Origin of the sequence: Candidatus Frankia alpina, from assembly GCF_902806485.1 — a bacterium.
GTDB classification, from domain to species: domain Bacteria; phylum Actinomycetota; class Actinomycetes; order Frankiales; family Frankiaceae; genus Frankia; species Frankia alpina.
Genome location: NZ_CADCWT010000077.1, coordinates 1 through 19,334, shown reverse-complemented (window position 1 = coordinate 19,334; position 19,334 = coordinate 1). Strand labels below are relative to the sequence as shown.

Annotated in this window: 19 protein-coding genes and 1 pseudogene; 6 read left to right on the top strand and 14 right to left on the bottom strand. The window is 70.5% G+C overall.

Features of this window, described 5'->3' with window-relative positions; all coding sequences use genetic code 11:
* Nucleotides 1-138: 138 nt before the first annotated feature.
* A complete protein-coding gene (locus G6R25_RS10960; RefSeq protein ID WP_235948021.1) occupies nt 139-579 on the bottom strand; it encodes a toll/interleukin-1 receptor domain-containing protein in 441 nt (146 codons plus the stop codon).
* Between the two features lie 282 nt (nt 580-861).
* On the opposite strand from G6R25_RS10960, the gene G6R25_RS10955 reads away from it, so the two are divergent.
* The gene (locus G6R25_RS10955) at nt 862-1,677 is read left to right on the top strand and encodes a mycofactocin-coupled SDR family oxidoreductase (RefSeq protein ID WP_163552893.1); all 816 of its coding nucleotides are present in this window, start codon (nt 862-864) and stop codon (nt 1,675-1,677) included.
* 14 nt (nt 1,678-1,691) lie between these two features.
* Nucleotides 1,692-2,390 carry a TetR/AcrR family transcriptional regulator gene (locus G6R25_RS10950; protein ID WP_163552892.1) on the top strand — a complete coding sequence of 233 codons (699 nt, stop codon included), beginning with the start codon at nt 1,692-1,694 and terminating at the stop codon, nt 2,388-2,390.
* Between the two features lie 14 nt (nt 2,391-2,404).
* Here the strand turns inward: G6R25_RS10950 and G6R25_RS10945 are convergent, their stop codons facing one another.
* The 3 genes from G6R25_RS10945 to G6R25_RS10935 all read right to left on the bottom strand — a co-directional run bounded on the left by G6R25_RS10945 (nt 2,405) and on the right by G6R25_RS10935 (nt 5,163).
* Nucleotides 2,405-3,145: an ABC transporter ATP-binding protein gene (locus G6R25_RS10945; RefSeq protein WP_163552891.1), complete on the bottom strand. Its 741-nt coding sequence runs from the start codon at nt 3,143-3,145 to the stop codon at nt 2,405-2,407.
* A gap of 5 nt (nt 3,146-3,150) precedes the next feature.
* Nucleotides 3,151-3,936, bottom strand: coding sequence for an ABC transporter permease (locus tag G6R25_RS10940; protein WP_163552890.1), 786 nt, complete (start codon nt 3,934-3,936; stop codon nt 3,151-3,153).
* An 81-nt stretch (nt 3,937-4,017) separates the two neighbouring features.
* Nucleotides 4,018-5,163: an ABC transporter substrate-binding protein gene (locus G6R25_RS10935; RefSeq protein ID WP_163552889.1), complete on the bottom strand. Its 1,146-nt coding sequence runs from the start codon at nt 5,161-5,163 to the stop codon at nt 4,018-4,020.
* A 254-nt stretch (nt 5,164-5,417) separates the two neighbouring features.
* Here G6R25_RS10935 and G6R25_RS10930 point away from each other — a divergent pair, with 254 nt between their 5' ends.
* Nucleotides 5,418-6,479: an LLM class flavin-dependent oxidoreductase gene (locus G6R25_RS10930; protein ID WP_163552888.1), complete on the top strand. Its 1,062-nt coding sequence runs from the start codon at nt 5,418-5,420 to the stop codon at nt 6,477-6,479.
* A 251-nt stretch (nt 6,480-6,730) separates the two neighbouring features.
* Here the strand turns inward: G6R25_RS10930 and G6R25_RS10925 are convergent, their stop codons facing one another.
* Nucleotides 6,731-8,083 (bottom strand): NAD(P)/FAD-dependent oxidoreductase, encoded by a 1,353-nt coding sequence (locus tag G6R25_RS10925; protein ID WP_163552887.1) that lies wholly within the window; start codon nt 8,081-8,083, stop codon nt 6,731-6,733.
* A 20-nt stretch (nt 8,084-8,103) separates the two neighbouring features.
* On the bottom strand, nt 8,104-8,598 hold the full coding sequence (locus tag G6R25_RS10920; RefSeq protein WP_235826353.1) for an ester cyclase: 495 nt from the start codon (nt 8,596-8,598) through the stop codon (nt 8,104-8,106).
* 121 nt (nt 8,599-8,719) lie between these two features.
* Between G6R25_RS10920 and G6R25_RS10915 the strand changes: the two genes are divergently transcribed.
* Complete coding sequence (locus G6R25_RS10915; protein WP_136449031.1) at nt 8,720-10,309, top strand: acyl-CoA synthetase; 1,590 nt, start codon at nt 8,720-8,722, stop codon at nt 10,307-10,309.
* A gap of 53 nt (nt 10,310-10,362) precedes the next feature.
* Here G6R25_RS10915 and G6R25_RS10910 read toward each other — a convergent pair whose 3' ends face one another.
* The 7 genes and pseudogenes from G6R25_RS10910 to G6R25_RS31410 form a co-directional block, all read right to left on the bottom strand.
* A complete protein-coding gene (locus G6R25_RS10910) occupies nt 10,363-10,899 on the bottom strand; it encodes a helix-turn-helix domain-containing protein (RefSeq protein ID WP_205447045.1) in 537 nt (178 codons plus the stop codon).
* A gap of 231 nt (nt 10,900-11,130) precedes the next feature.
* Nucleotides 11,131-12,069 carry a helix-turn-helix transcriptional regulator gene (locus G6R25_RS26760; RefSeq protein ID WP_163552885.1) on the bottom strand — a complete coding sequence of 313 codons (939 nt, stop codon included), beginning with the start codon at nt 12,067-12,069 and terminating at the stop codon, nt 11,131-11,133.
* Nucleotides 12,070-12,490: 421 nt separating this feature from the next.
* Nucleotides 12,491-12,778 carry a transposase family protein gene (locus G6R25_RS10900; RefSeq protein WP_163552884.1) on the bottom strand — a complete coding sequence of 96 codons (288 nt, stop codon included), beginning with the start codon at nt 12,776-12,778 and terminating at the stop codon, nt 12,491-12,493.
* 35 nt (nt 12,779-12,813) lie between these two features.
* Complete coding sequence (locus G6R25_RS26755; protein ID WP_235948018.1) at nt 12,814-13,236, bottom strand: LutC/YkgG family protein; 423 nt, start codon at nt 13,234-13,236, stop codon at nt 12,814-12,816.
* Nucleotides 13,237-13,352: 116 nt separating this feature from the next.
* On the bottom strand, nt 13,353-15,113 hold the full coding sequence (locus tag G6R25_RS10890) for a lactate utilization protein B (RefSeq protein WP_235948016.1): 1,761 nt from the start codon (nt 15,111-15,113) through the stop codon (nt 13,353-13,355).
* Complete coding sequence (locus G6R25_RS10885; protein ID WP_473246890.1) at nt 15,110-15,715, bottom strand: heterodisulfide reductase-related iron-sulfur binding cluster; 606 nt, start codon at nt 15,713-15,715, stop codon at nt 15,110-15,112. Before G6R25_RS10885 ends, G6R25_RS10890 begins: the two co-directional genes overlap by 4 nt.
* A pseudogene (locus G6R25_RS31410) lies at nt 15,696-15,866 on the bottom strand (heterodisulfide reductase-related iron-sulfur binding cluster); the annotation flags it as partial. The pseudogene G6R25_RS31410 and the gene G6R25_RS10885, both read right to left, overlap by 20 nt.
* Nucleotides 15,867-16,183: 317 nt before the next feature.
* Between G6R25_RS31410 and cysK the strand changes: the two are divergent.
* Both cysK and cysE read left to right on the top strand, forming a co-directional pair.
* Nucleotides 16,184-17,116, top strand: a complete 933-nt coding sequence (cysK, locus tag G6R25_RS10880; protein WP_163552883.1) for a cysteine synthase A — start codon at nt 16,184-16,186, stop codon at nt 17,114-17,116.
* Nucleotides 17,117-17,119: 3 nt separating this feature from the next.
* Nucleotides 17,120-17,854 carry a serine O-acetyltransferase gene (gene cysE / locus G6R25_RS10875; protein WP_136448265.1) on the top strand — a complete coding sequence of 245 codons (735 nt, stop codon included), beginning with the start codon at nt 17,120-17,122 and terminating at the stop codon, nt 17,852-17,854.
* Between the two features lie 122 nt (nt 17,855-17,976).
* Here the strand turns inward: cysE and G6R25_RS10870 are convergent.
* The coding region (locus G6R25_RS10870; protein ID WP_419469336.1) for a PKD domain-containing protein at nt 17,977-19,334 on the bottom strand (1,358 nt) is incomplete at its 5' end.

Sequence of the window (19,334 nt, the reverse complement as noted above, 5' to 3'; positions counted from 1 at the left end):
TGTTCGCTGACCGTCACCCGAGTTTCGAAAGAATCAACCTGACGGTTTCGGAATAGCTTCCCTGTCTACCTCCAGCGGTCGAGTCTCGGCTCCATCCGGGTCGGCTGTTCTGGCTGCGGTCTATCACAGCGGCTCTCGCTACTGATGTCGGCGATTGCGCGGCGGGCGGACACGGTGTCCTGATGTGGCGGTCTCACCGGCGAGTGCGCCGCGGTCGAACAGGTTGATCGGGGCGATCTGGCCGAGCAGGCCGGGCACCAGGCGGTCGGTCACCCGGGCGACGAGCAGCCGGCGGTCCCCGTCGGCCAGGCGGGGCGACCAGGCCGATCCCCACTCGGCGATCGCGTCCGTGGAGCTCAGGTAGCCGTCCGAGACGACGGCGATGGTGTGCCGCGCCTGCCTCGTCGCCCGGTCCAGCCAGGCGACCCGGTGAGTGCCCGCCACCAGGTCCCACGACTCGACGAGGACCCGCAGGCCGGCACCCTCCAACGTCCCGGCGATCCACTCCGCCCAGGCCCGACCGTCCTCGGCGTATGACACGAAGCAGTCAAGAGCGTCCCCCTCGCCCCCGACAGTCACCAAACAACCATCCCGCAGTCACCGAAATGACCCATCTCTTGCCTGGCCGGCGGGATAAATCGGGCGTGTAGGGCTCCGGCCAAGCACGGCCGGTGGTCCCGGCGGTGGGCGGACGAGTGGCGGTGGGCGGGCGTTGACCGGGATGTCCGGCAACGTCACGGGACGGCTGCCCATCGTGCGTCATTGACGTCCATAGGTAGATAGGTCGTAGGCTGAGTGAGTACTCAACCAAGTGTCGGGTCGGCGGTGGCCGGGCGCTGTGACGTGGGATCGGAGACGGCGATGAGCGGTCGGGTGGCGGGCAAGGTCGCGCTGGTGACGGGGGCCGCGCGCGGGCAGGGGCGGGCGGACTCGTTGCGCCTCGCGGAGGAGGGCGCCGACGTGATCGTGGTTGACGTCTGTGCGCCCCTGCCGAGTGTCGACTACCTCTCCGCGACCCCGGAGGATCTGGCGGAGACGGTCTCGCTGATCGAGAAGACGGGGCGTCGGGTGGTGTCCGGGATCGTGGACGTCCGCGATCTGGAGGCCCTGCGCCGCATCGTCGACGACGGCGTGGCGCAGCTCGGCCGGCTCGACGTCGTCGTCGCCAACGCCGGCATCTGTATCCCGCGGGCGTGGGACAAGGTGACCCCGCAGATCTACGAGGACACGATCAGCACGAACGTCACCGGGGTGTGGAACACGGTGATGGTCGGCGCGCCGCACCTGGTGCGCGCCGGCGGGGGCTCGATCATCCTGATCAGCTCGGCGGCGGGGCTGAAGGTGCAGCCGTTCATGGTGCCGTACACGACGAGCAAGTTCGCGGTGCGCGGCATGGCGAAGGCGTTCGCGGCGGAGCTGAGCCAGCACCATATCCGGGTCAACAGCGTGCACCCGACCGGGGTGAACACGCCGATGGGCAGCGGCAGCATGCGCGAGCGCATCGAGGAGGCGATCGGCGGCTACGACCGGCTCGGCCCGATGTTCATGAACCTGCTGCCCGTCGACGGCACCGAGCCCGAGGAGGTCGCCGACACCGTGCTGTTCCTGGCCTCGGACGAGTCGAAGTTCATCACCGCGCACGAGATCGCCCCCGACGCCGGCAACACCGAGTTCTGAGGCCGGGTTCCGAGGTGGGACGGGGCGAGCGGAGGGCCGGCGGCGGCGCGGTCGCGAGCGCGGGTCGGGCGGTGGCGTCGACGGCCGACGAGCCGGGGGAGGCGGAACGCACCGCCCGGGAGCGCATCCTGGTCGCCGCGGAGGTGCTGTTCGCCGAGCACCGGTTCGACCGGACGTCCACCGCCCGGATCGCCGCGGCGGCCGGCGTGCCGCACGGGCTGATCTTCTACCACTTCAAGACGAAGATGGACCTGCTGCTCGCGGTCGTGCAGCGAGATCGGGTGACCACTCTCGGCGAACTCGACCTGCCCCCGTCCGACGTGCCGTCGCCCGACCTGCCCTCGTCAGAGCGGGTGGAGTCGCGCAGGGCGATCGCCGAGCTGTGGCGGCATCTCACCGTCGTGCTCGGCCGGCCGTCGCCGGTGCATCGCATCGTCCTGCAGGAACTGGCCGTACATGAGGAGATCCGGCGGCGGGCGATGGAGAGCACCGACGCCGCCGCGGCTGTGATCGCCGGCCGGCTGGCCCGGATCTTCGGGCGCGAGGTCCCGACGCCCGAGCAGGTCGCCGCGGCACAGCTGCTCACCTTCGCCGCGTCGATGGCGCCGCTGCTCGACCAGCCTGACCACACCCTCGTCGACCCGGACGCCCTCGCCGCGCTGCTGGCCCGAGGCCTGTCCCCGCCGAACCCCGAGCTACCTGCGGAGTCCTGACCCGCGGGCGGAGCTTACGGCCCGCCGACCGCCTGGCCGTCGGCGACCGAGGTGTCGGTGACGTGAGTGTCGGTGACGCCGAGCAGGCTCAGCAGGCGGGCGCGGGCCTGCTCGAAGCGCGGGTCGCGGCGGTCCTCGAACAGCTCGCGGGTCTCGATCTGCTCGTCGAGGCGGCCGTCGCGCAGGACGATGACCCGGTCGGCGAGTTCGAGGGCCTCGTCGACGTCGTGCGTCACCAGCAGCACGGCCGGGCGGTGGCGTTCGTGCAGCTGGCGGACCAGGGCATGCATGTGGATGCGGGTCAGCGCGTCGAGGGCACCGAACGGCTCGTCGAGCAGCAGCAGCTCCGGCTCGCGGACCAGTGCTCGGGCGAGGGCGACACGCTGCGCCTCGCCGCCGGACAGCGTCAGCGGCCAGGCCTGGGCATGGTCGGCGAGCCCGACCTCGGTGAGCGCCCGGGTCGCCTCGTCGCGTCGGCGGGAGCGGGGCAGACCGAGGGAGACGTTCTGCCACACCCGACGCCAGGGCAGCAGCCGTGGCTCCTGGAACACCACCGAACGCAGCGCCGGCACCTCGACGCTGCCCTCGGCGACCGGGCCGAGGCCGGCCAGGGTGCGCAGCAGAGTCGTCTTGCCGCCGCCGCTGCGCCCGACCAGCGCCACGAACTCCGAGTCGGCGATGGTGAGGTCGAGCCGGTCGAGCACGACATGTGAGCCGAACGCGCGACGCAGGCCGCTCACGGTGACGGCGTTCATCGGCGTCACCGTGAGCGCCAGGACAACAGGCGATGCTCGGCGAGGCGCACGATTATGTCGGTGATCAGGCCGAGGGCGGCGTAGACGACGACCATCAAGATCTTCGTCTGGAACAGCGACTGCGCGTTGTAGATGAGCAGGCCCAGGCCCTTCTGGGCGTTGATCTGCTCGGCTACGACGAGCGCGAGCCAGCTCAGGCCGAGCGAGTAGCGCACGCCGGTGAGGATGCTCGGCATCGCCCCGGGCAGGACCACGGTCGCGATGAGCCGCAGCCGGTTCAGGCCGAACTGGCGGCCCATCTCCAGCAGACGCGGGTCGACCGTGCGTACCCCCGACATCGTGTTGATGTACATCGGCAGGGCTGTGCCGATCGTGATAATGAGGATCTTCGGGGTCTCGTCGACGCCGAACCACAGGATGAACAGCGGCAGGATCACCAGGAACGGGATCGTCCGCAGCATTTGCAGGGTGGCGTCGAGGGCCTCCTCGACCGGCCGCCGCAGGCCGACCGCCACACCCAGGGCGAGGCCCACGGCGATGCCGATCGCCGCGCCCGTCAACGCCCGGCGCACCGACACCCACAGGTTCGACGGCAGCTGCCCGTTGTTGCACAGGGTGACGAACTCGTGGGCGACGTCCCACGGCGCGGGCAGGACCTCCGTCGACCACCAGCTCGCCGAGCTGCCGACCTGCCACAGCGCGATGAGCAGGATCGGCACGATCGCCCGGCGGACCAGGCTGGGAACCCGCAGCCGCCAGCGCCGCTCCGCGCTGCCGGCGCTGAACGTCACCCGCCGTCAGGCGTACCTGCGACGGCGCGCGCGCCCTCGGGCTGCGTCACGGTCGCCATGGCGCCCGGTCCGATCGTCCGCTCACTTGACCGTCGTGACGGCGAAGTTCGCCGCGAACTTAACCTTGTAGGAGGCGATGGCGGCCTCGATCGCCGGGTTCAGCTTCGTGCTGTAGCTGCCGGGGACGTCGACCTTGCCGGGCAGCAGGCCGGCGGCCTGGAAGGTGTCGGCGATGCCCTGCTGGTCGGTCAGCGCCTTCGGGTCGACGGGGCCCACGGCCGAGTTCGCGCTGTTCTCCGAGGCCTTGAAGTTGGCCGTGACGGACTCCAGCGGCTGGCTGGTGTTCGTGGCCGTGATCTTGTTCCACTCCGCGGGATGCGCCCGGGTCCAGGCGAACGAGGCGTCGATGCGACCGATGTAGTCGGCAATCGCCGCGGACGTCGCCGGGTCGTCGAGGTCCTTGGTGTAGGCGTTGTAGGCGCTGACGAGCCCGCCGAGGCTGCCGGAGAGGATCGGGCCGCCGTCGGCCAGGATCGGGTTGCCCTTGGCGACCGCGACCTGCACGGTCTTGCCGAACCCGGCCAGCGCGTCGACGCTGCCGCCGAGCAGCGCGCTGAGCCCGTCGGCCGGCGTGAGGGGCACCGGCTGGATGTCGGAGAAGGTCAGCCCGGCGCTGGAGAGCTGCTTGAGCAGGAAGTACTGCGTGGTGGTGTTCTTGGTGTACGCGACCTTCTTGCCCCGCAGGTCGGCGATCGAGGTGATGCCCTTCTTCGCGACCGTCCACTGCAACGACGTCGGCAGCCGCAGCGTCGCGACGGACACGAAGTTCGGCTTGGTGCCCCCGGCGGCGATCAGCACGTTGGCGACGCCACTGCCGCGGGCGAGATCCGCGCTGCCCTGGTTGACCGCCCCGGTCTGCGCGCCGCCGTCGGGGTACGTCTGGAACTTCACCTTGTACGGGGTGTCGAGCAGCCCGGCCGCCTTGAGCAGCGCCTCGTCACCGCCGATGGCCGCCGGGTAGGTCGCCACCCGCAGCGTCACGCCCGACAGGTCGGGGCCGCTCGAGGCGCCGGCCGCGGCCGGGCTGGCAGCGGCGGCGCTCGAGCCGCCACCCGAGTCCGAGCCGCAGGCCGCGAGGGTCACCGCCAGGCCGGCCGCGAGGGCGACCGCGATGGCGCCGCGCCGGCCGCCGCCGGTCCTGAGCTGGACTGATCCCCGCTGATACATCGAAGCTCCCACATGATCCACTCTCGGCGTCCCCGAGCCCGGGTGAAGGTTTCATCCCATGACGTAACTTGTCAACCGAAAGCATCGAGATGGTCGGCAAGCGATGATCGAGGCTAAAGTCCTGGTAAAACGGCGAGACGCACGCGGTTTCGGCGCCTGATGGCAAGCTGGGCGTCATGTCCTGATCCACCGTCGCCAGTCGTCAGTGCGGGCTCGCCGCCTCCGAAACAGCTACCGACGATCGAGGGCATCTGGTGGAACTGGGAATCAACACGCTCGGCGGCGTCTCCACCGACCGGCGCACCGGGGTGACGCCGACCGAGCACGAGCGCCTGGCGTCGATCATCGACCAGGGCGTGCTCGCCGAGCGGCTCGACTTCGAGGCGTTCTCCGTCGGCGAGCACCACGGCGACCCACGCTTCGTGACGAGCGCGCCGCCGGTCATCCTCGCCGCGATCGCCGCGCAGACCGAACGGCTGCGGCTGATGACCGGGGTGACACTGCTTCCCCTGCTCGACCCGGTCCGCGTCGCCGAGGACTACGCCACCCTCGACGTCATCTCGGGTGGACGCGTCGAGATCGTCGCTGGGAAGGGCAACTTCGCCAGCGCCTCGCGGCTGCTCATCGGCGAGGACGACCCGGACCGCGCGACGTTGCTGCGGGAGAATCTCGACCTGCTCCTGGAGATCCTGCGCACCGGGCACCTCCCGGCCTGGCCCGCCACGTCCCGCCCGGCGTTGCGCGACGCGCACGTCACCCCGCGCCCGGTCCAGCCGCAGCTCCCGGTCTGGCTTGGGGCGACGCGCAACGTCGACTCCGTCGAGCTCGCCGCCAGCAAGGATCTGCCCGTCCTGGTCGCCGGGTTCCGCGCCGGCACCTACGCCGACTTCGCCGACCACTACCGCGGGGCGTTCGCCGCCGCCGGCCACGACCCGAGCCGGGCCCGGGTCGCGTCGCTGTCCACCGTCGTCGACCACGACGAGGCGCGGGTGCGCCGCGAGTACCGGGCCTACTGGGAGCAGACGATCAACGCCGCCGCGCAGCGCAACCAGGGACTGCGCCAGGACAACCGCGCCCAGCGGCTGCTCGACCAGGGCTTCGACGAGCTCACCGGCCCGGCCGGCCAGATCCTCGTCGGCACCCCCGAGTACGTCGCCGAACGCCTGATCGGGATGCACCAGGATCTCCGCCACGACCTGCACTTCCTCCAGATCGACAACGGCCTCGGCCCGGCCGGCACCGAAGAGGTCATGCATCTGATCGCCGAGGAAGTGGCCCCACACGTCCGCAAGGAGACCGCGCTCAGCGCGACCTAGGAGACAGCGAAGATGCCCGACCACCCCTACCAGGGGCAGCGAGAGGGTTTCCGCCTTCAGCCGGCCGCGCCGGCTCCTTCATCGGCACCGCGGAAGTATCCACGGCTACTGTCATATCGGTCATTAGGTGCTTCTCCTTGATCAGGAGTTACACCATTCGTTGCAGACCCGTCCGGGGCGGGCAATGACACGAGGTGCTCCTGCTCGGCGGCGGGCCGGTACGAAGGAGGCTTCGGAGCCCGGCCCACACTCTACCCGTCGCGTTCGGTCGCGGTCGGTCGGGTGGAGCGGAAGCCGTCGAGCAGCCGGTGGCGTCGGATGGAGATCTCCATCGGCAGCTCGGTCCTGAGCTCTTTGAAGATCGCACGCCGGTCGGCACCGGGTGCTCGCAATGCACGAATCAGCCCGGTGACCAGGCGTGCCGGATTGATGACTGTCTCGACGGGACGGGCGCGGTTGAACGTGTCCGACAGATTCGGCTGGTCATCGCCCGCGAAGGTACGGAGTACCTCGTGCACCAGCGGGCTCGTCGCGCCCGGACGTGACTCGCGGTTGCCCCAGTGGTACGTCGAGATCGTGTCCGCATCTCGTGACGCTTCCCAGTCGCGGAGCGCGGCGTCGAGTTTTGCGGGGTCGTGCAGCGTCCTGGCGGCCGCCTCACCCAGCAGTCGTCCGAACTTCAGCGCGTCGCGCATCCCGTTGCCGGTCACCGGATCCTTGAAGTGGCCTGCGTCGCCGGCCAGTTCCCAACCAGGACCGGAGGACCGACGATAGAAGGCCGAGAGATCGTCGGTGGTACGCATCCTGCTGACGTTTGTCGCGCCCCCGATCCGTACTTTCAGCGCCGGGTCGGTCTCGATCATGCGTTCCCAGGAGCCGTCCGGATCGCTCCGGTAGCCGGGGATCGCGGCGGCGTCCGTCATGTTCACCACGAGTGCCCGACCAGCCGGGCAGGACGGGAGGACGAGGACCTGGTTGCCGTGCGCGCGGAAGATCTGGAACGCGCTCGGCGCGTCGGGCCCGAGGGGGTCGTCCACGTAGCGGAACGCGAAGCCTCGCCCGTTCTTCGAGGCGCGGTAGGGAGCCCACGCACCGACCTCGGCCGCGATGCGGGACCGCCGGCCGTCGGCACCGATGACGAGGCCGGCGTGGATCTCGTACTCGGTCCGGCCGCTGCGGCAGCGAACTCCCACCGCCCGTCCGTTCACCTCTTCGACATTGGTGCGCTCGCGGACCTCGCCGCCCGCGTCCCGGGCGGCCTCGACGAGGATCGCGTCCTGCTGGTCGCGCGGGATGCAGAGCCCGTAGTCGATTCCCGAGAACGGCCTGAATCTTTCCTTGATCTCCAGGTCACCGTCGTGCAGCGTCAGATAACGACTCTTCGACGGCCCGAGGGCGAGAATCTTCTGCAGCGCGCCCATGAACTGGAGTTCCTGGACCCCGTTCGGGACGAGCACATGAGTCGACATCGTGTCGGACGGGAAAGCCGTCTTGTCGACGACTATGACTTTGTGCCCGGCTCGCGCCAGCGGAACGGCCGCCGCGGTTCCCGCACACCTGGAGCCGACGATGACGACGTCGGCATTCTCGATGGTCGTTCTCATCAGTGTGCTTCCTCGGCGATTCAGGCCAGGCCGATGGCGCGGAGCAGAACCAGGGAGTCGTAGAAGGCACGCACCGAGATCGCCCGACCTTCCGCGTCCACCTCCCAGACGTCCGTACCGAAGACTTCGAAGGCGTTGCCGCTGATCGGCGCCCCCGGCGGGAACTCGCCGGTGTGCGTGCCGGTCATCCGCCACGCGGAAGCGACGCGTCCGGCCGCCGCGTCGACCAGCGGACTCCCCACGAGCTCGAACGCAAGGTCTGGAAAGCCCTGCCACGCGCCCCCGAAGAAGGCTGCCGCACCATCGTGATCCGTTAACGGTTCAGGAAGCAGCGGATCCACCCAGTGGACCTTTGGATGCACGACCGCCAGAGCATTGGCGATGTTCCGCTGGTTCCATGCCGCGAGGTAGCGCTCGGGATATGCCTCGAGCGTGCTCGTCGGAACGCTGAGCGACAAAAGAAACACCTCATTCCTTCGACGGGAGATGAACCATCCCCGCAAGTTATGGATCACGTGCGTTCAATCACTTTCGCATCCACGCCGAGTCGCGTCTTCATCCCTATGAGTGAGCTTCTTCGCTGAGCGGGCGGAGAATGATTGTACGTGCTTTGAGCGCCTGCTTCGCTCACTCCACATGAGCACTCAGACACCCGCGATCGACAGCGCCGAGACCGAGCTCGCCGCGGCGACAGCAGCCTCCGCCGCGGCCGAGATCGACCTGGCGGCGCTGCTGGAGCGTCGCGCACGCGCCTCGGCGGAACGCCCAGCTGTGACCTTCCGGGGAGTGACGCGTACCTTCGCCGAGGTGTACGACCGCGTCCGGCGCCTGGCCGAGGTGTTGCGCCAGGGCGGGGTCGGCAAGGGTGATCGAGTTGCCTACCTCGGCCTGAACGACCCTGCGATCCGGGAGTCCCTGTTCGCGGCGGCGAGCCGCGGCGCAACTCTCGTCCCGCTGAACTTCTGCCTCGCGGGGCCCGAACTCGCCTACGCGATCATACACTCGGGCGTGCACACTCTTCTCGCCGACCACCAGCACACGACGGTGATCGACAGTGTCCGCGATCAGTTTCCGGTGCAGCGGTTCATCCGCATCGCGTCGGGTGAGTCCGTGCCGGCCTGGGAGGACGGAGACGAGCTGATCGCCGCCACGAGCCCCCTCGCCGAGCGCGTGCCGGTGGATCCCTCCGACCCCGTGCTGATCATGTACACGTCGGGAACGACCGGACGTCCCAAGGGCGCGGTGCTGGCCCACGGGAACCTGTGGTGGCACAACATCGGGGTCGTGCTGGCACTCGATATCGCCTACGACGAGGTGTCCCTGGTCTGCGCGTCCATGTTCCACATCGGCACGCTGAACGTCACGACGATCGCGACGTGGATCAAGGGAGGCCGGCTGGTGATCCATCAGGCCTTCGAGCCCCAGACGGTGCTGGACGATCTGGAGCGCGAACGCGTCACGACGATGTTCGGCGTTCCGGTGATGTGCGACGCGCTCTCGGCGCTGCCCGGATTCGAGGCCGCGGATCTCTCGACCTTACGGTTGATCATCAGGGGTGGCGTGCCGGTTCCGGTGGGGCTGATCCGTCGCTTCCAGGAGCGCAACGTGGAGCTGGCCCAGGGCTACGGTCTGACCGAGGCCGGGCCGGTCGCTTCCTTCCTGACGGCGGAGAACGCCCTGCGGAAGATCGGCTCAGCCGGGCGCCCCCTGCTGCTGTGCGATCTGCGGGTCGTCGATGCGACGGGCAGCCCGGTACCGCCCGGCGTCGCCGGCGAGATCGAGGTGCGCGGCCCGAGCGTGACGCCGGGGTACTTCCAGGACCCGGAGGCGACCGCCCGGGCTTTCAACGGCCAGTGGCTGCGTACGGGTGACGGCGGCCATCTCGACGACGACGGCTTTGTGTTCATCGCCGATCGCATCAAGGACATGGTCATCACAGGGGGTGAGAACGTCTACCCCGCCGAGGTCGAAGGGGTGTTGTTCGACCACCCTGCCGTGGCAGAGGTCGCGATCATCGGTACGCGGGATCCCAAATGGGGCGAGCGTGTCTGCGCGGTCGTCGTGACCGAGCCGGGTGTAACGGTGGATCTCGAGGGGCTGCGGGCTTTCGCCGCGGAGCGGATCGCCCGGTACAAGCTCCCGCTGCAGCTCGAGATCGTCGATGCCCTTCCCCGCAACGCCACGGGGAAGGTGCTCAAGACCACCCTGCGCAAGCGCTACGCGTAGCGCGCAGGGGCGGTGGTCCTTCCTCGTCGACGCCGTGGCGAGGGGGAGCGGACTCATGTCCCGCTGCGGGAGAAGCGCGTCACGGCGTCGGACCGGTTGACGGCGCCGCTGGCTCGCAGCACCGCGCGTACGTGGCTCTTGACCGTCGAGACGGCCAGCATGAGATCGAGGACCTCGCGCTGCCGCTCCGTGAGACGGTCACGCAGACCGGGCGAGCTCGACTTCGGGTCCGAGGTGGCCGTCGACGCGATCCGGATGTCGAGTTGGGCGTTGACGAGCTCGATCGGACGCTCTGCAGGGTCGGCGAGTCCGTCGAGGAGCCGGGCCAGGACGTACTTCTGCTCCCCCGCCCGCTGCCGTACGCCGAGGAGCGTGAACATGGACCCGAGCGCGCCCGCGTACGTCTCGATGATTTCGGGTCCGATTTCTCCGGCAGCCACGACGTGCAGCAGGCCGAGGACGTGGTCCGGGGAGGTGACGGCGGCGACGAGAACTCTCCGTCCTCCCAGCGCCGGCGACGGACCACGTGCCAGCGACCGCCCCGAACGGATCACCTGCTGCTCCACCGCGGGGGCATCGTTCACCTTCACGGGGCCGGAAGGGACCGTCCCACCGGGCTCAAGGAGCCACACCTGTCCAGCCCGTTGCCACGCCGTCCGTCACCCGCCCGAGGGCGACGGCGTCGGCACCACACCCGACGACAGCCAGCGCGCAGGCGCGGTCGGCGAGCTCTCGGACACTCCGGCATGTCCGCATTTCCGCCAGTGCCGCGTCCAGGGCGTCCCAGCCCAGCCTGCCGGCTCGTGCACCGTCGAGCCTGTTCACCCGACGCCCCTGCGGATCTCGAGATATCTGGCCACCGCCGCTCCGCGCGTCGTGACCCGGAGCTTGCGCAGCACTCTGCGCATGTGGGTCTTCACCGTGTCCTCCGACAAGGACAGCCGCTGCGCGACGACGCGGTTGGTGGCGCCGTCGGCGACGTGGTCGAGGATCTCCCGCTCCCGCACGGTGAGGAAGGCGTCCCGGCGGATGGCCCCTTCGGCATCCGGCCTTGCGACCTGTGGATTGTCCGGTGCAATCGCGAGACAGGCTGCCGTCGAGCCGATCAGTCTGAGCGCCTTGGCAGCCCGCTCCAACTCGCTCAAGGCGCGCTCTTCCCGCTCGGCGAGCCGCTCGCTCCATCGCACGCACTGGTACACGACGGCCAGCTCCCCGGCAAAGGCCTGGATGTGCCGCCGGTCGTCGTCGTCGACGAGACGTGCCTGCCCCACCCGATCCGCGTGCAGGAAGCCGATCGTGCGGCCTTCGACGAGGATGGGCGCGGCAACGTATCCCGGGCTCTGCGCGACCTCGATGATCGGCTTGAACGCCCGACGGCGGACGAGGGACTGGTCGATGAGAACGGCGGTTCGACGCCGAACCATGTCGGTCTCGGCCAACAGGTTCGTGAGGGGGATCTCGTTGTCGCCCTCGACGTACGCGCGGAAATGCGAGGCTTCGGGATCCAGGTCGTCGCGGGTGTAAAGCTGAAGCGGCACCCAGCGAGAGAGCATCGCTCGGGTGAACTCGCAGGCCTCTGCGAGTTCCCGCGGCGCGGACGCCCGGATGAGCTCCGTCGATCCGGCCTTGCCGAGGCGCTCCAGAGCCTGGCGGATCCGCGCCCGGCAGGAGACGAACGGATCGAGGGCATGCGGCCGGTCCGCGCCGCCGCACACCGTGCTAACCGGCCCGATCACGTCCCGCTCGACGCCGGCGCGCATCAGGGACCCAAGGCATACGCCATCAACCACCCGCGGCCGGGCGGTTCGTGCCGACGTCTTCGCCGCCGTCGTCCTCGGCAGCTCCTCGACGGCTAGAACTTTGGTCCAATCATTCTAGTATTACTTTGTCGGCTCTGTGCCGTCCAACACATCGTCCCGTTCGGCCTGGCCGGCCAGACCCTCCAGGGACGCGCCGATTAATAACTTCGGTTCTCGATCAAAGAGAGGTGCCGTTGGTCTCGTGGCAAGACCAACATCAAAGACCTAAGTTATTCTCCGGCAGGTCCCAGGAAGCCGGCGTGATCGCGGTCTGACCGGTTTTGTCACGGGAAGCCGTGGAGATCGAGTGCGGCGGTCGGGGTGGTGTGGTCGCGGCGGCCGGGTGAGATGAACCGGTAGCCAGCCCGATGCAGCCTGTTGATCACCGCGGAGCGCAGGGCGCGAGGTTGGTCGGAACGTCAGCCCAGGGCAGCCGGGCGAGCCGGGCGCGTAGCAGCGGCTGGAACGCGCTGGTCTCGTTGCTCTTCTGGTCGACCTCGACCTGGCCGGTCAGCGCGCACAGCCACACCACCAGCAGACACGGCAACGGGTAGACTCGACCCCGCGGCGAGCACGGATCCGGCACCCTCGCCAGCCGCTCCCAGATTTCCTCCCGCAACACGCCACCGGCTGCCACCACACCGGCCGCGGCACGGGACAATGCGCCCACAGGCACCCCGACCAGGGCCGGCGCGCGGTGGGGCGTCAGGCCGTGAGGTCGGTGGGGTTGGTGGGGTTGGTGGGGTTGGTGGGGTTGGCGACGAGGATGACGGCGAGGGTGCGGGGGCCGTGGACGCCCTCGACGCGGTCGAACTCGATGTCGCTGGTGGCCGACGGGCCGCTGATGAGCGTGATCGGACGGGTCGGGTCCAGGCGGGCAAGCAGGTCGGGGACGCCGTGGACGACCTGGGCGGCTCGGACGACGCAGACGTGGACGTCGGGAACCAGGGTGATCGCGCGCCGGCCCTGGTCGGGAGAGCCGTCGAGGGCGATCGTCCCGGTCAGCGCACAGGCCGCCGCGCAGGCGGTGACCACCGCCGCGAACCCGTCCAGTTCGGTCGCGGTGAACCCGCGGTCGACGACGCCGTCCGGACACCAACCTGCCGGCAGCCCGGGTGGGACGAGCACCGCCCCACCGGGCCGCCCGACGGAACCGGACGCGGGCCCGGCGGAACCGGGTGAGCGTTCCGCGGAACCGCGCGGAGGCTCGGCGGAACCGGGCGTGGGCCCGACGGAGGCGGCGGTTAGGGCTGCGCGGATCGCGGCCGGCTCGTCGCCGGGGGCCGCGTCGACAACGGACGCCCGGTAGTCGATGAGCCGGCGGCGCAGCAGATCGAGCAGCGGCGGGCTGCCGGACGCCGGGCCGCCGCCGTGGTGGTAGTCGCGGGGAATGTCGACATCGCCGTCCGCCCGCCGCACCGCCGAGGCCGACGCCGGCGTTGACGTTCGCAGCCCGGATGCGGGCCAGCACCTCGTCGCGGGCCTTCACGGCGACTCCGTCGGATTCGTCGGCGACGCCGCGGGGCCGCCGCGGGTGCGGGCCCACCACTGGCGGAACGTCTCCTCGGGGGGCCGGGGGGCCGGGGGGCGTCCCGGCTGGACGTCCACGCGGACAGCGGCGGGGGCAGCGACGACAGCCGGCCGGAGGCGCGTCCGCCCAGGCGGCCGAGGCGGGAGACCGTCTGCGCGGCGGCGAAGCGGGTGGGGGAGGACATCACCCAGGCGGCGGCGGCCATCGTGACTGCCTCCGCGGTCGGCAGCGGGCGGGCGCGGGCGGCGCCGACGTGGGCGGTGCGCAGGCGGACGAGCAGCGACGGGATGTCGATGCGCACCGGGCAGACGTCGTAGCAGGCGCCGCACAGGCTGGAGGCGTATGGCAGCGAGGCGTTGTCGTCGTTGCCGGAATGGATGCCGGTGAGCTGCGGGGACAGCACGGCGCCGATGGGGCCGGGGTAGATCGAGCCGTAGGCGTGGCCGCCGGTGCGTTCGTAGACGGGGCAGACGTTCAGGCAGGCCGAGCAGCGGATGCAGTGCAGCGCGTCGCGGCCGACGGCGTCGCCGAGGGCGGCGGTGCGGCCGTTGTCGAGCAGGACCAGGTGGAACGCCCGCGGCCCGTCGCCGGGGGTGACGCCGCTCCAGATCGACGTGTACGGGTTCATCCGCTCGCCGGTCGACGAGCGGGGCAGCAGCTGCAGGAACACCTCCAGGTCCCGCCAGCTCGGCACGACCTTCTCGATACCCATCACCGTGATCAGCGTCTCCGGCAGCGTCAGGCACATCCGCCCGTTGCCCTCCGACTCCACCACCACCAGCGAGCCGGTCTCGGCGACGCCGAAGTTCGCCCCGGAGACGGCGACCCGCGCCCGCAGGAACGTGCGGCGCAGGTGGGCGCGGGCGGCCATCGCCAGGCGGCGCGGCTCGGCGGTGAGCGACGGGTCGACGCCGGGCATCTCCCGCAGGAACAGCTCGCGGATCTCGGCGCGGTTGCGGTGGATCGCCGGGACCAGGATGTGGCTGGGCACGTCGTCGCCGAGCTGGATGATCAGCTCGGCGAGATCGGTCTCGTGCGCGGTGATGCCGGCGTCGGCGAGCGCGGCGTTCAGGCCGATCTCCTGGGTGGCCATCGACTTGACCTTGACCAGTTCGGTCGCGCCGGTCGCCTGGACGAGGCCGGTGACGATCGCGTTCGCCTCGTTCACGTCGCGGGCCCAGTGCACCGTCCCGCCGCGGGCGGTCACCTCGGCCTCCAGCCGGACGAGATGGTCGTTCAGGCGGGCCATCGTCGCCCGTTTGATCGCCTCGCCGGCGAGGCGCAGCTGCTCCCAGTCGTCGAGTTCGCCGACCGCCGTGGCCCGTTTGGCGCGGATGACCCCGGTGGCGTGGCCGAGGTTACGGCGCAGCTGGCTGTCGCCGAGGGCGTCGCGCGCGGCGGAGGGGAACGACCGGTCGCCGCGCAGCTGCCCGGCGCCGGGTGGCGCGGGGATCCCGAGAAACGCCGCCGTCATCGGACGCCTGCCCGCCCGCCGCCCGCCTGGGTGCTGGCGAGGATCTCGGCGAGGTGCACCGTGCGGGTGGCGGCGCGCAGCCGGGTCAGGCCGCCGCCGATGTGCATCAGGCAGGACGCGTCGCCCGCGGTGGCCACCTCCGCGCCGGTGCCGAGGACGTGACGCATCTTGTCGGCGAGCATCGCCGTCGACGTCGGGGCGTTCTTCACCGCGAAGGTGCCGCCAAACCCGCAGCAGGTCTCCGCCTCCGGCAGCTCCAGCAACGTCATCCAGGCGACCTGGCGCAGCAGCCGCAGCGGCCGGTCGCCGACCCGCAGCACCCGCAGCGAATGGCAGGTCGGATGGTAGGTGACCCGGTGCGGGTAGTAGGCGCCCACATCCTCGACGCCGAGCACGTCGACGAGCAGCTCGGACAGCTCGTAGGTGCGGGCCGAGACCGCCTCGGCGCGGCGGGCGAGCGCGTCGTCGCCGGCGTCGCGGGCCAGCGTGGCGTAGCTGGTGGCGCACCGAACCCGCGTACGAGCCGGACGGGGTGACGATGACGTCGGCGTCGGAGAACACCTCGACGTGGTGGCGGACCAGCCTGACCGCCTCGCGGGCATAGCCGGTGTTGGTGTGCATCTGCCCGCAGCAGGTCTGCCCGGTCGGGAAGACGACCTCGTGACCGAGGCGTTCGAGTAGCTCGGTGGTGGCCTGCCCGACCCGCGGGTACAGCGCATCGACCAGACAGGTCACGAACAGCGCGATCCTCATCCGCCCTCGACCCCGCCTCGGCATCCGCACACCCGGCGCCGCACCTCGGCGTCGAGCCCGCCTACGCACCCTCGCTGCCGGATCCGCGCCACGAGCCCGAAACTATCCCGGCCGGACCGCGGACGTCCGCCCATCGCGCAACGCTGCCGCGGCGGCGTCGCCACGCCGGTGGGTCCGGCTGCCGTGCCGGTGGGCCCCGCCGCCGCGATCCACGGCGCACGATGGTGCCTGATTGCTCACGGACGGCTCCGCGCCGGAGTCGAGACATACCCTGGCCCTGTGACAAAGAGGGGCACCGACCGAGGGGAAGAACGTCGATGAGGATCGCCGAGGACATCACGCGGCTGGTCGGGAACACGCCCCTGGTGCGGCTGAACCGGGTCACCGACGGGGTCGGGGCTCAGATCGTCGCCAAGCTGGAGTCGTTCAACCCGGCGCACAGCGTGAAGGACCGGCTGGGGCTGGCGCTCATCGACGCTGCCGAGAAGGCCGGCGCGATCGGCCCGGACACGATCATCGTGGAGCCCACCAGCGGCAACACCGGCATCGCGCTGGCCATGGTGTGCGCGGCCCGCGGCTACAGGTGCGTGCTGACGATGCCGGAGACGATGAGCGTCGAGCGGCGGATGCTGCTGCGCGCCTATGGTGCCGACCTGGTGCTCACCCCCGGCCCGGAGGGGATGGCCGGGGCCATCGCCAAGGCCGAGGAGCTCACCAAGAGCGACTCCCGTTACTTCATGCCCCAGCAGTTCGAGAACCCGGCCAACCCGGCGATCCACCGGGCCACGACCGCCGAGGAGATCTGGCGCGACACCGACGGGACGATCGACTTCCTCGTCGCCGGCGTCGGCACCGGCGGGACGATCACCGGGGTCGCCGAGGTCATCAAGGCGCGCCGGCCGTCGGCCCGGTTCGTCGCGGTGGAGCCCGCCGCGTCGCCGGTGCTGTCCGGGGGCGCGAAGGGGCCGCACCCGATCCAGGGCATCGGCGCCGGCTTCGTGCCCGGCGTACTCGACACCACGCTCGTCGACGAGATCATCCAGGTGGAGGCCGACGACGCTTTTGACCTCGCCCGCCGCCTCGCCCGTGAGGAGGGCCTGCTCGTCGGCATCTCCTCGGGGGCCGCGGTGTCGGCGGCGCTGACGGTGGCGGGCCGCCCGGAGAACACCGGCAAGCTGATCGTCGTCGTGCTGCCCGACTTCGGCGAGCGCTACCTGTCCACCCCGCTGTTCGCCGGCCTGGGAGACTGAGCCGTGCTCGCGACGCTGCGCCGGGACCTGCGCACCGCGCGGGACCGCGACCCCGCCGCCCGCTCCACCCTCGAAGTCGCGCTGTGCTATCCCGGGGTGCACGCCCTGTGGGGCCACCGGGTGAACCACTGGCTGTGGACGCACCGGCTGGCGCTGCTCGGCCGGGTCGGCGCCGAGCTGACCCGCAAACTGACCGGCGTCGACATCCACCCCGCCGCCCGGATCGGCGAGGGCGTGTTCATCGACCATGCCACCGGCGTGGTCATCGGGGAGACCGCCGAGGTCGGCGCCGACGTGACGATCTACCACGGGGTGACGCTCGGCGGGACCAGCCTGGAGGCCACCAAGCGCCACCCGACGATCGGCGACCGGGTGGTGATCGGCGCCGGCGCGAAGGTGCTCGGCTCGTTCACCGTCGGCGCCGACAGCCGCATCGGCGCGAACGCCGTCGTCGTCCACCCCGTCCCGCCCGGCTCGGTGGTCGTCGGCGTCCCCGGGCAGGTCATCAGCCCGAGCCGCCCGCAGCCCGCCCACGACGATCGGATGCCCGACCTGGTCGGCATCAGCCTGCAGTCGCTGCTCACCCGCGTCGACCGGCTGGAGGTGGCCCGCACCGGCGCTGCCGTCACGGCCGGTGCGGTCGCTGCCGCCGACGGCGAGGGTGCCGGTGCCGGTGAGCGGCCGCCGATCCGCCTCCCCCAAGCCGGCGTCTGGCAGGGCGAGGACTTCTCCATCTAGCGCGAACCCCGCCGCCCAGGTCTCGCCGCGCCGGGCGCGTTGCGGTGCGATGTGCACGGTTTCGGGACGCAGACCGTGCACATCGCACCGCAACAGTCGAGGCGCTGCCGGCGTCCGGCGTGTTAACGAACGATGATGCGGGCCGAGGCCAGGTTGGGGATGCGGCGCGAGGTGGCGCTGACGTCACCGTCACGGTGTGATTCGACGAGGGCGGTGGCGAAGTAGGTCCCGGGGGCGTCGTAGGTGTGCGTCGTGGACGCGGTCACCTCGGCCTGCGAGCCGTCGAGGTCCTCCGTGCGCGGGAAGGTGCCCCGCCCGTCGAAGTCCCACCGGAGGCCGACGATCGTGCTGGCGCCGGGTGGCGTCTCGGCGTGGGCGGAGAGCGTGACCGCCTCGCCCATCGCGACCTCGGTTCGGGCGCCGCCGTTCGCCGTCACCGACACGACCGGTTGGATACCGCGGCGTTCCTTGGCCGTCGCCGGAAGGACGATCGCGCTGTCTCGATAGTCGTACTGCGTGTCCACCGGTTCGATGCCGTTCTCCACCCAGTCGACGAGGTCGGCCAGGGACTGCTCAATGATCGGCTGGTAGTCCACCAGGTAGGTGGTGTTCGCCCGGCCCGGCACCGAGGCGGCCATGTTCGGCGGCACGTGCTCGGCATTCTCGGTCCAGCGCAGGCGGAACTTCGTGTGGGCCAGCTCGACGCCGTACTCGCGTTCGATGTTGGCCTTGAAACCCAGGCCCTGTGGCGGCCACAGCGACGAATCGTGCGTGTGGTGGACCCACAGCAGCTTGCCCTCGATCCGGCCGGTGTGCTTGACGCCCATGAACGGCGACATCTCCGGTAGTTCGTACTGCTGGTAGAGGGGCTGGCCGTCGACCCGCAGGAAGTCGTACTCCGGCTCCCACGGGAGAAGGTGGTGCCGGTAGTAGTAGCAGTAGGCGAGAAAGGCGTGGTTGTCGACCCGTATCCGGTCGCCCGGCTCGACGCCGGTGAAACGCAGGTTCGCGGCCTCGCCGTCGCTGTCGACGAGCTCTACGTCCTGGTGCCCGCCCAGGACGTAGAGCTTGCGTCCGGCGGCTGCGCCGCTGGTCAGTTCGACGCCGGCCCCGAGGATGTAGCCGTCCGGAATCTCGTCGAGCTGCACCGCCATCGGGATGTGCCACATGTTGTTCATGGCCGCGAACAGCGCCGCCAGCGCGCGCACCTGGCCCAGCTCCGCCGTCTGCAGAGTCGGGTCCTCGAGCAGGTCGTTGGCATACAGGACCCGCTTGACCGTCGTGTCCAGCTCGATCAGATCGTCGCGCACGAGTTCGGGCTGGTCGAACCCGACATGACCGGGCTTGGTCCAGAAGTTCTCCCAGTACTGGGGATAGTCGGCCTGCAGGCGCGTGGCCATCGAGGACCACAGCCACATCTGTCCCATCGGCCAGGGCCTCGGGAAGATCGTTCTAGGTTGCGATCTGCTACGCGGAGTAT

Excerpts from the sequence above, each read along its gene's own strand:
- G6R25_RS10955 (WP_163552893.1), top strand. The coding sequence starts at position 862 with ATGAGCGGTCGGGTGGCGGGCAAGGTCGCGCTGGTGACGGGGGCCGCG.
- G6R25_RS10945 (WP_163552891.1), bottom strand. The coding sequence starts at position 3,145 with ATGAACGCCGTCACCGTGAGCGGCCTGCGTCGCGCGTTCGGCTCACAT.
- G6R25_RS10935 (WP_163552889.1), bottom strand. The coding sequence starts at position 5,163 with ATGTATCAGCGGGGATCAGTCCAGCTCAGGACCGGCGGCGGCCGGCGC.
- G6R25_RS10925 (WP_163552887.1), bottom strand. The coding sequence starts at position 8,083 with ATGAGAACGACCATCGAGAATGCCGACGTCGTCATCGTCGGCTCCAGG.
- G6R25_RS10915 (WP_136449031.1), top strand. The coding sequence starts at position 8,720 with ATGAGCACTCAGACACCCGCGATCGACAGCGCCGAGACCGAGCTCGCC.
- G6R25_RS26760 (WP_163552885.1), bottom strand. The coding sequence starts at position 12,069 with ATGCGCGCCGGCGTCGAGCGGGACGTGATCGGGCCGGTTAGCACGGTG.
- G6R25_RS10890 (WP_235948016.1), bottom strand. The coding sequence starts at position 15,113 with ATGACGGCGGCGTTTCTCGGGATCCCCGCGCCACCCGGCGCCGGGCAG.
- G6R25_RS10885 (WP_473246890.1), bottom strand. The coding sequence starts at position 15,715 with ATGCCCGCGAGGCGGTCAGGCTGGTCCGCCACCACGTCGAGGTGTTCT.
- cysK (WP_163552883.1), top strand. The coding sequence starts at position 16,184 with ATGAGGATCGCCGAGGACATCACGCGGCTGGTCGGGAACACGCCCCTG.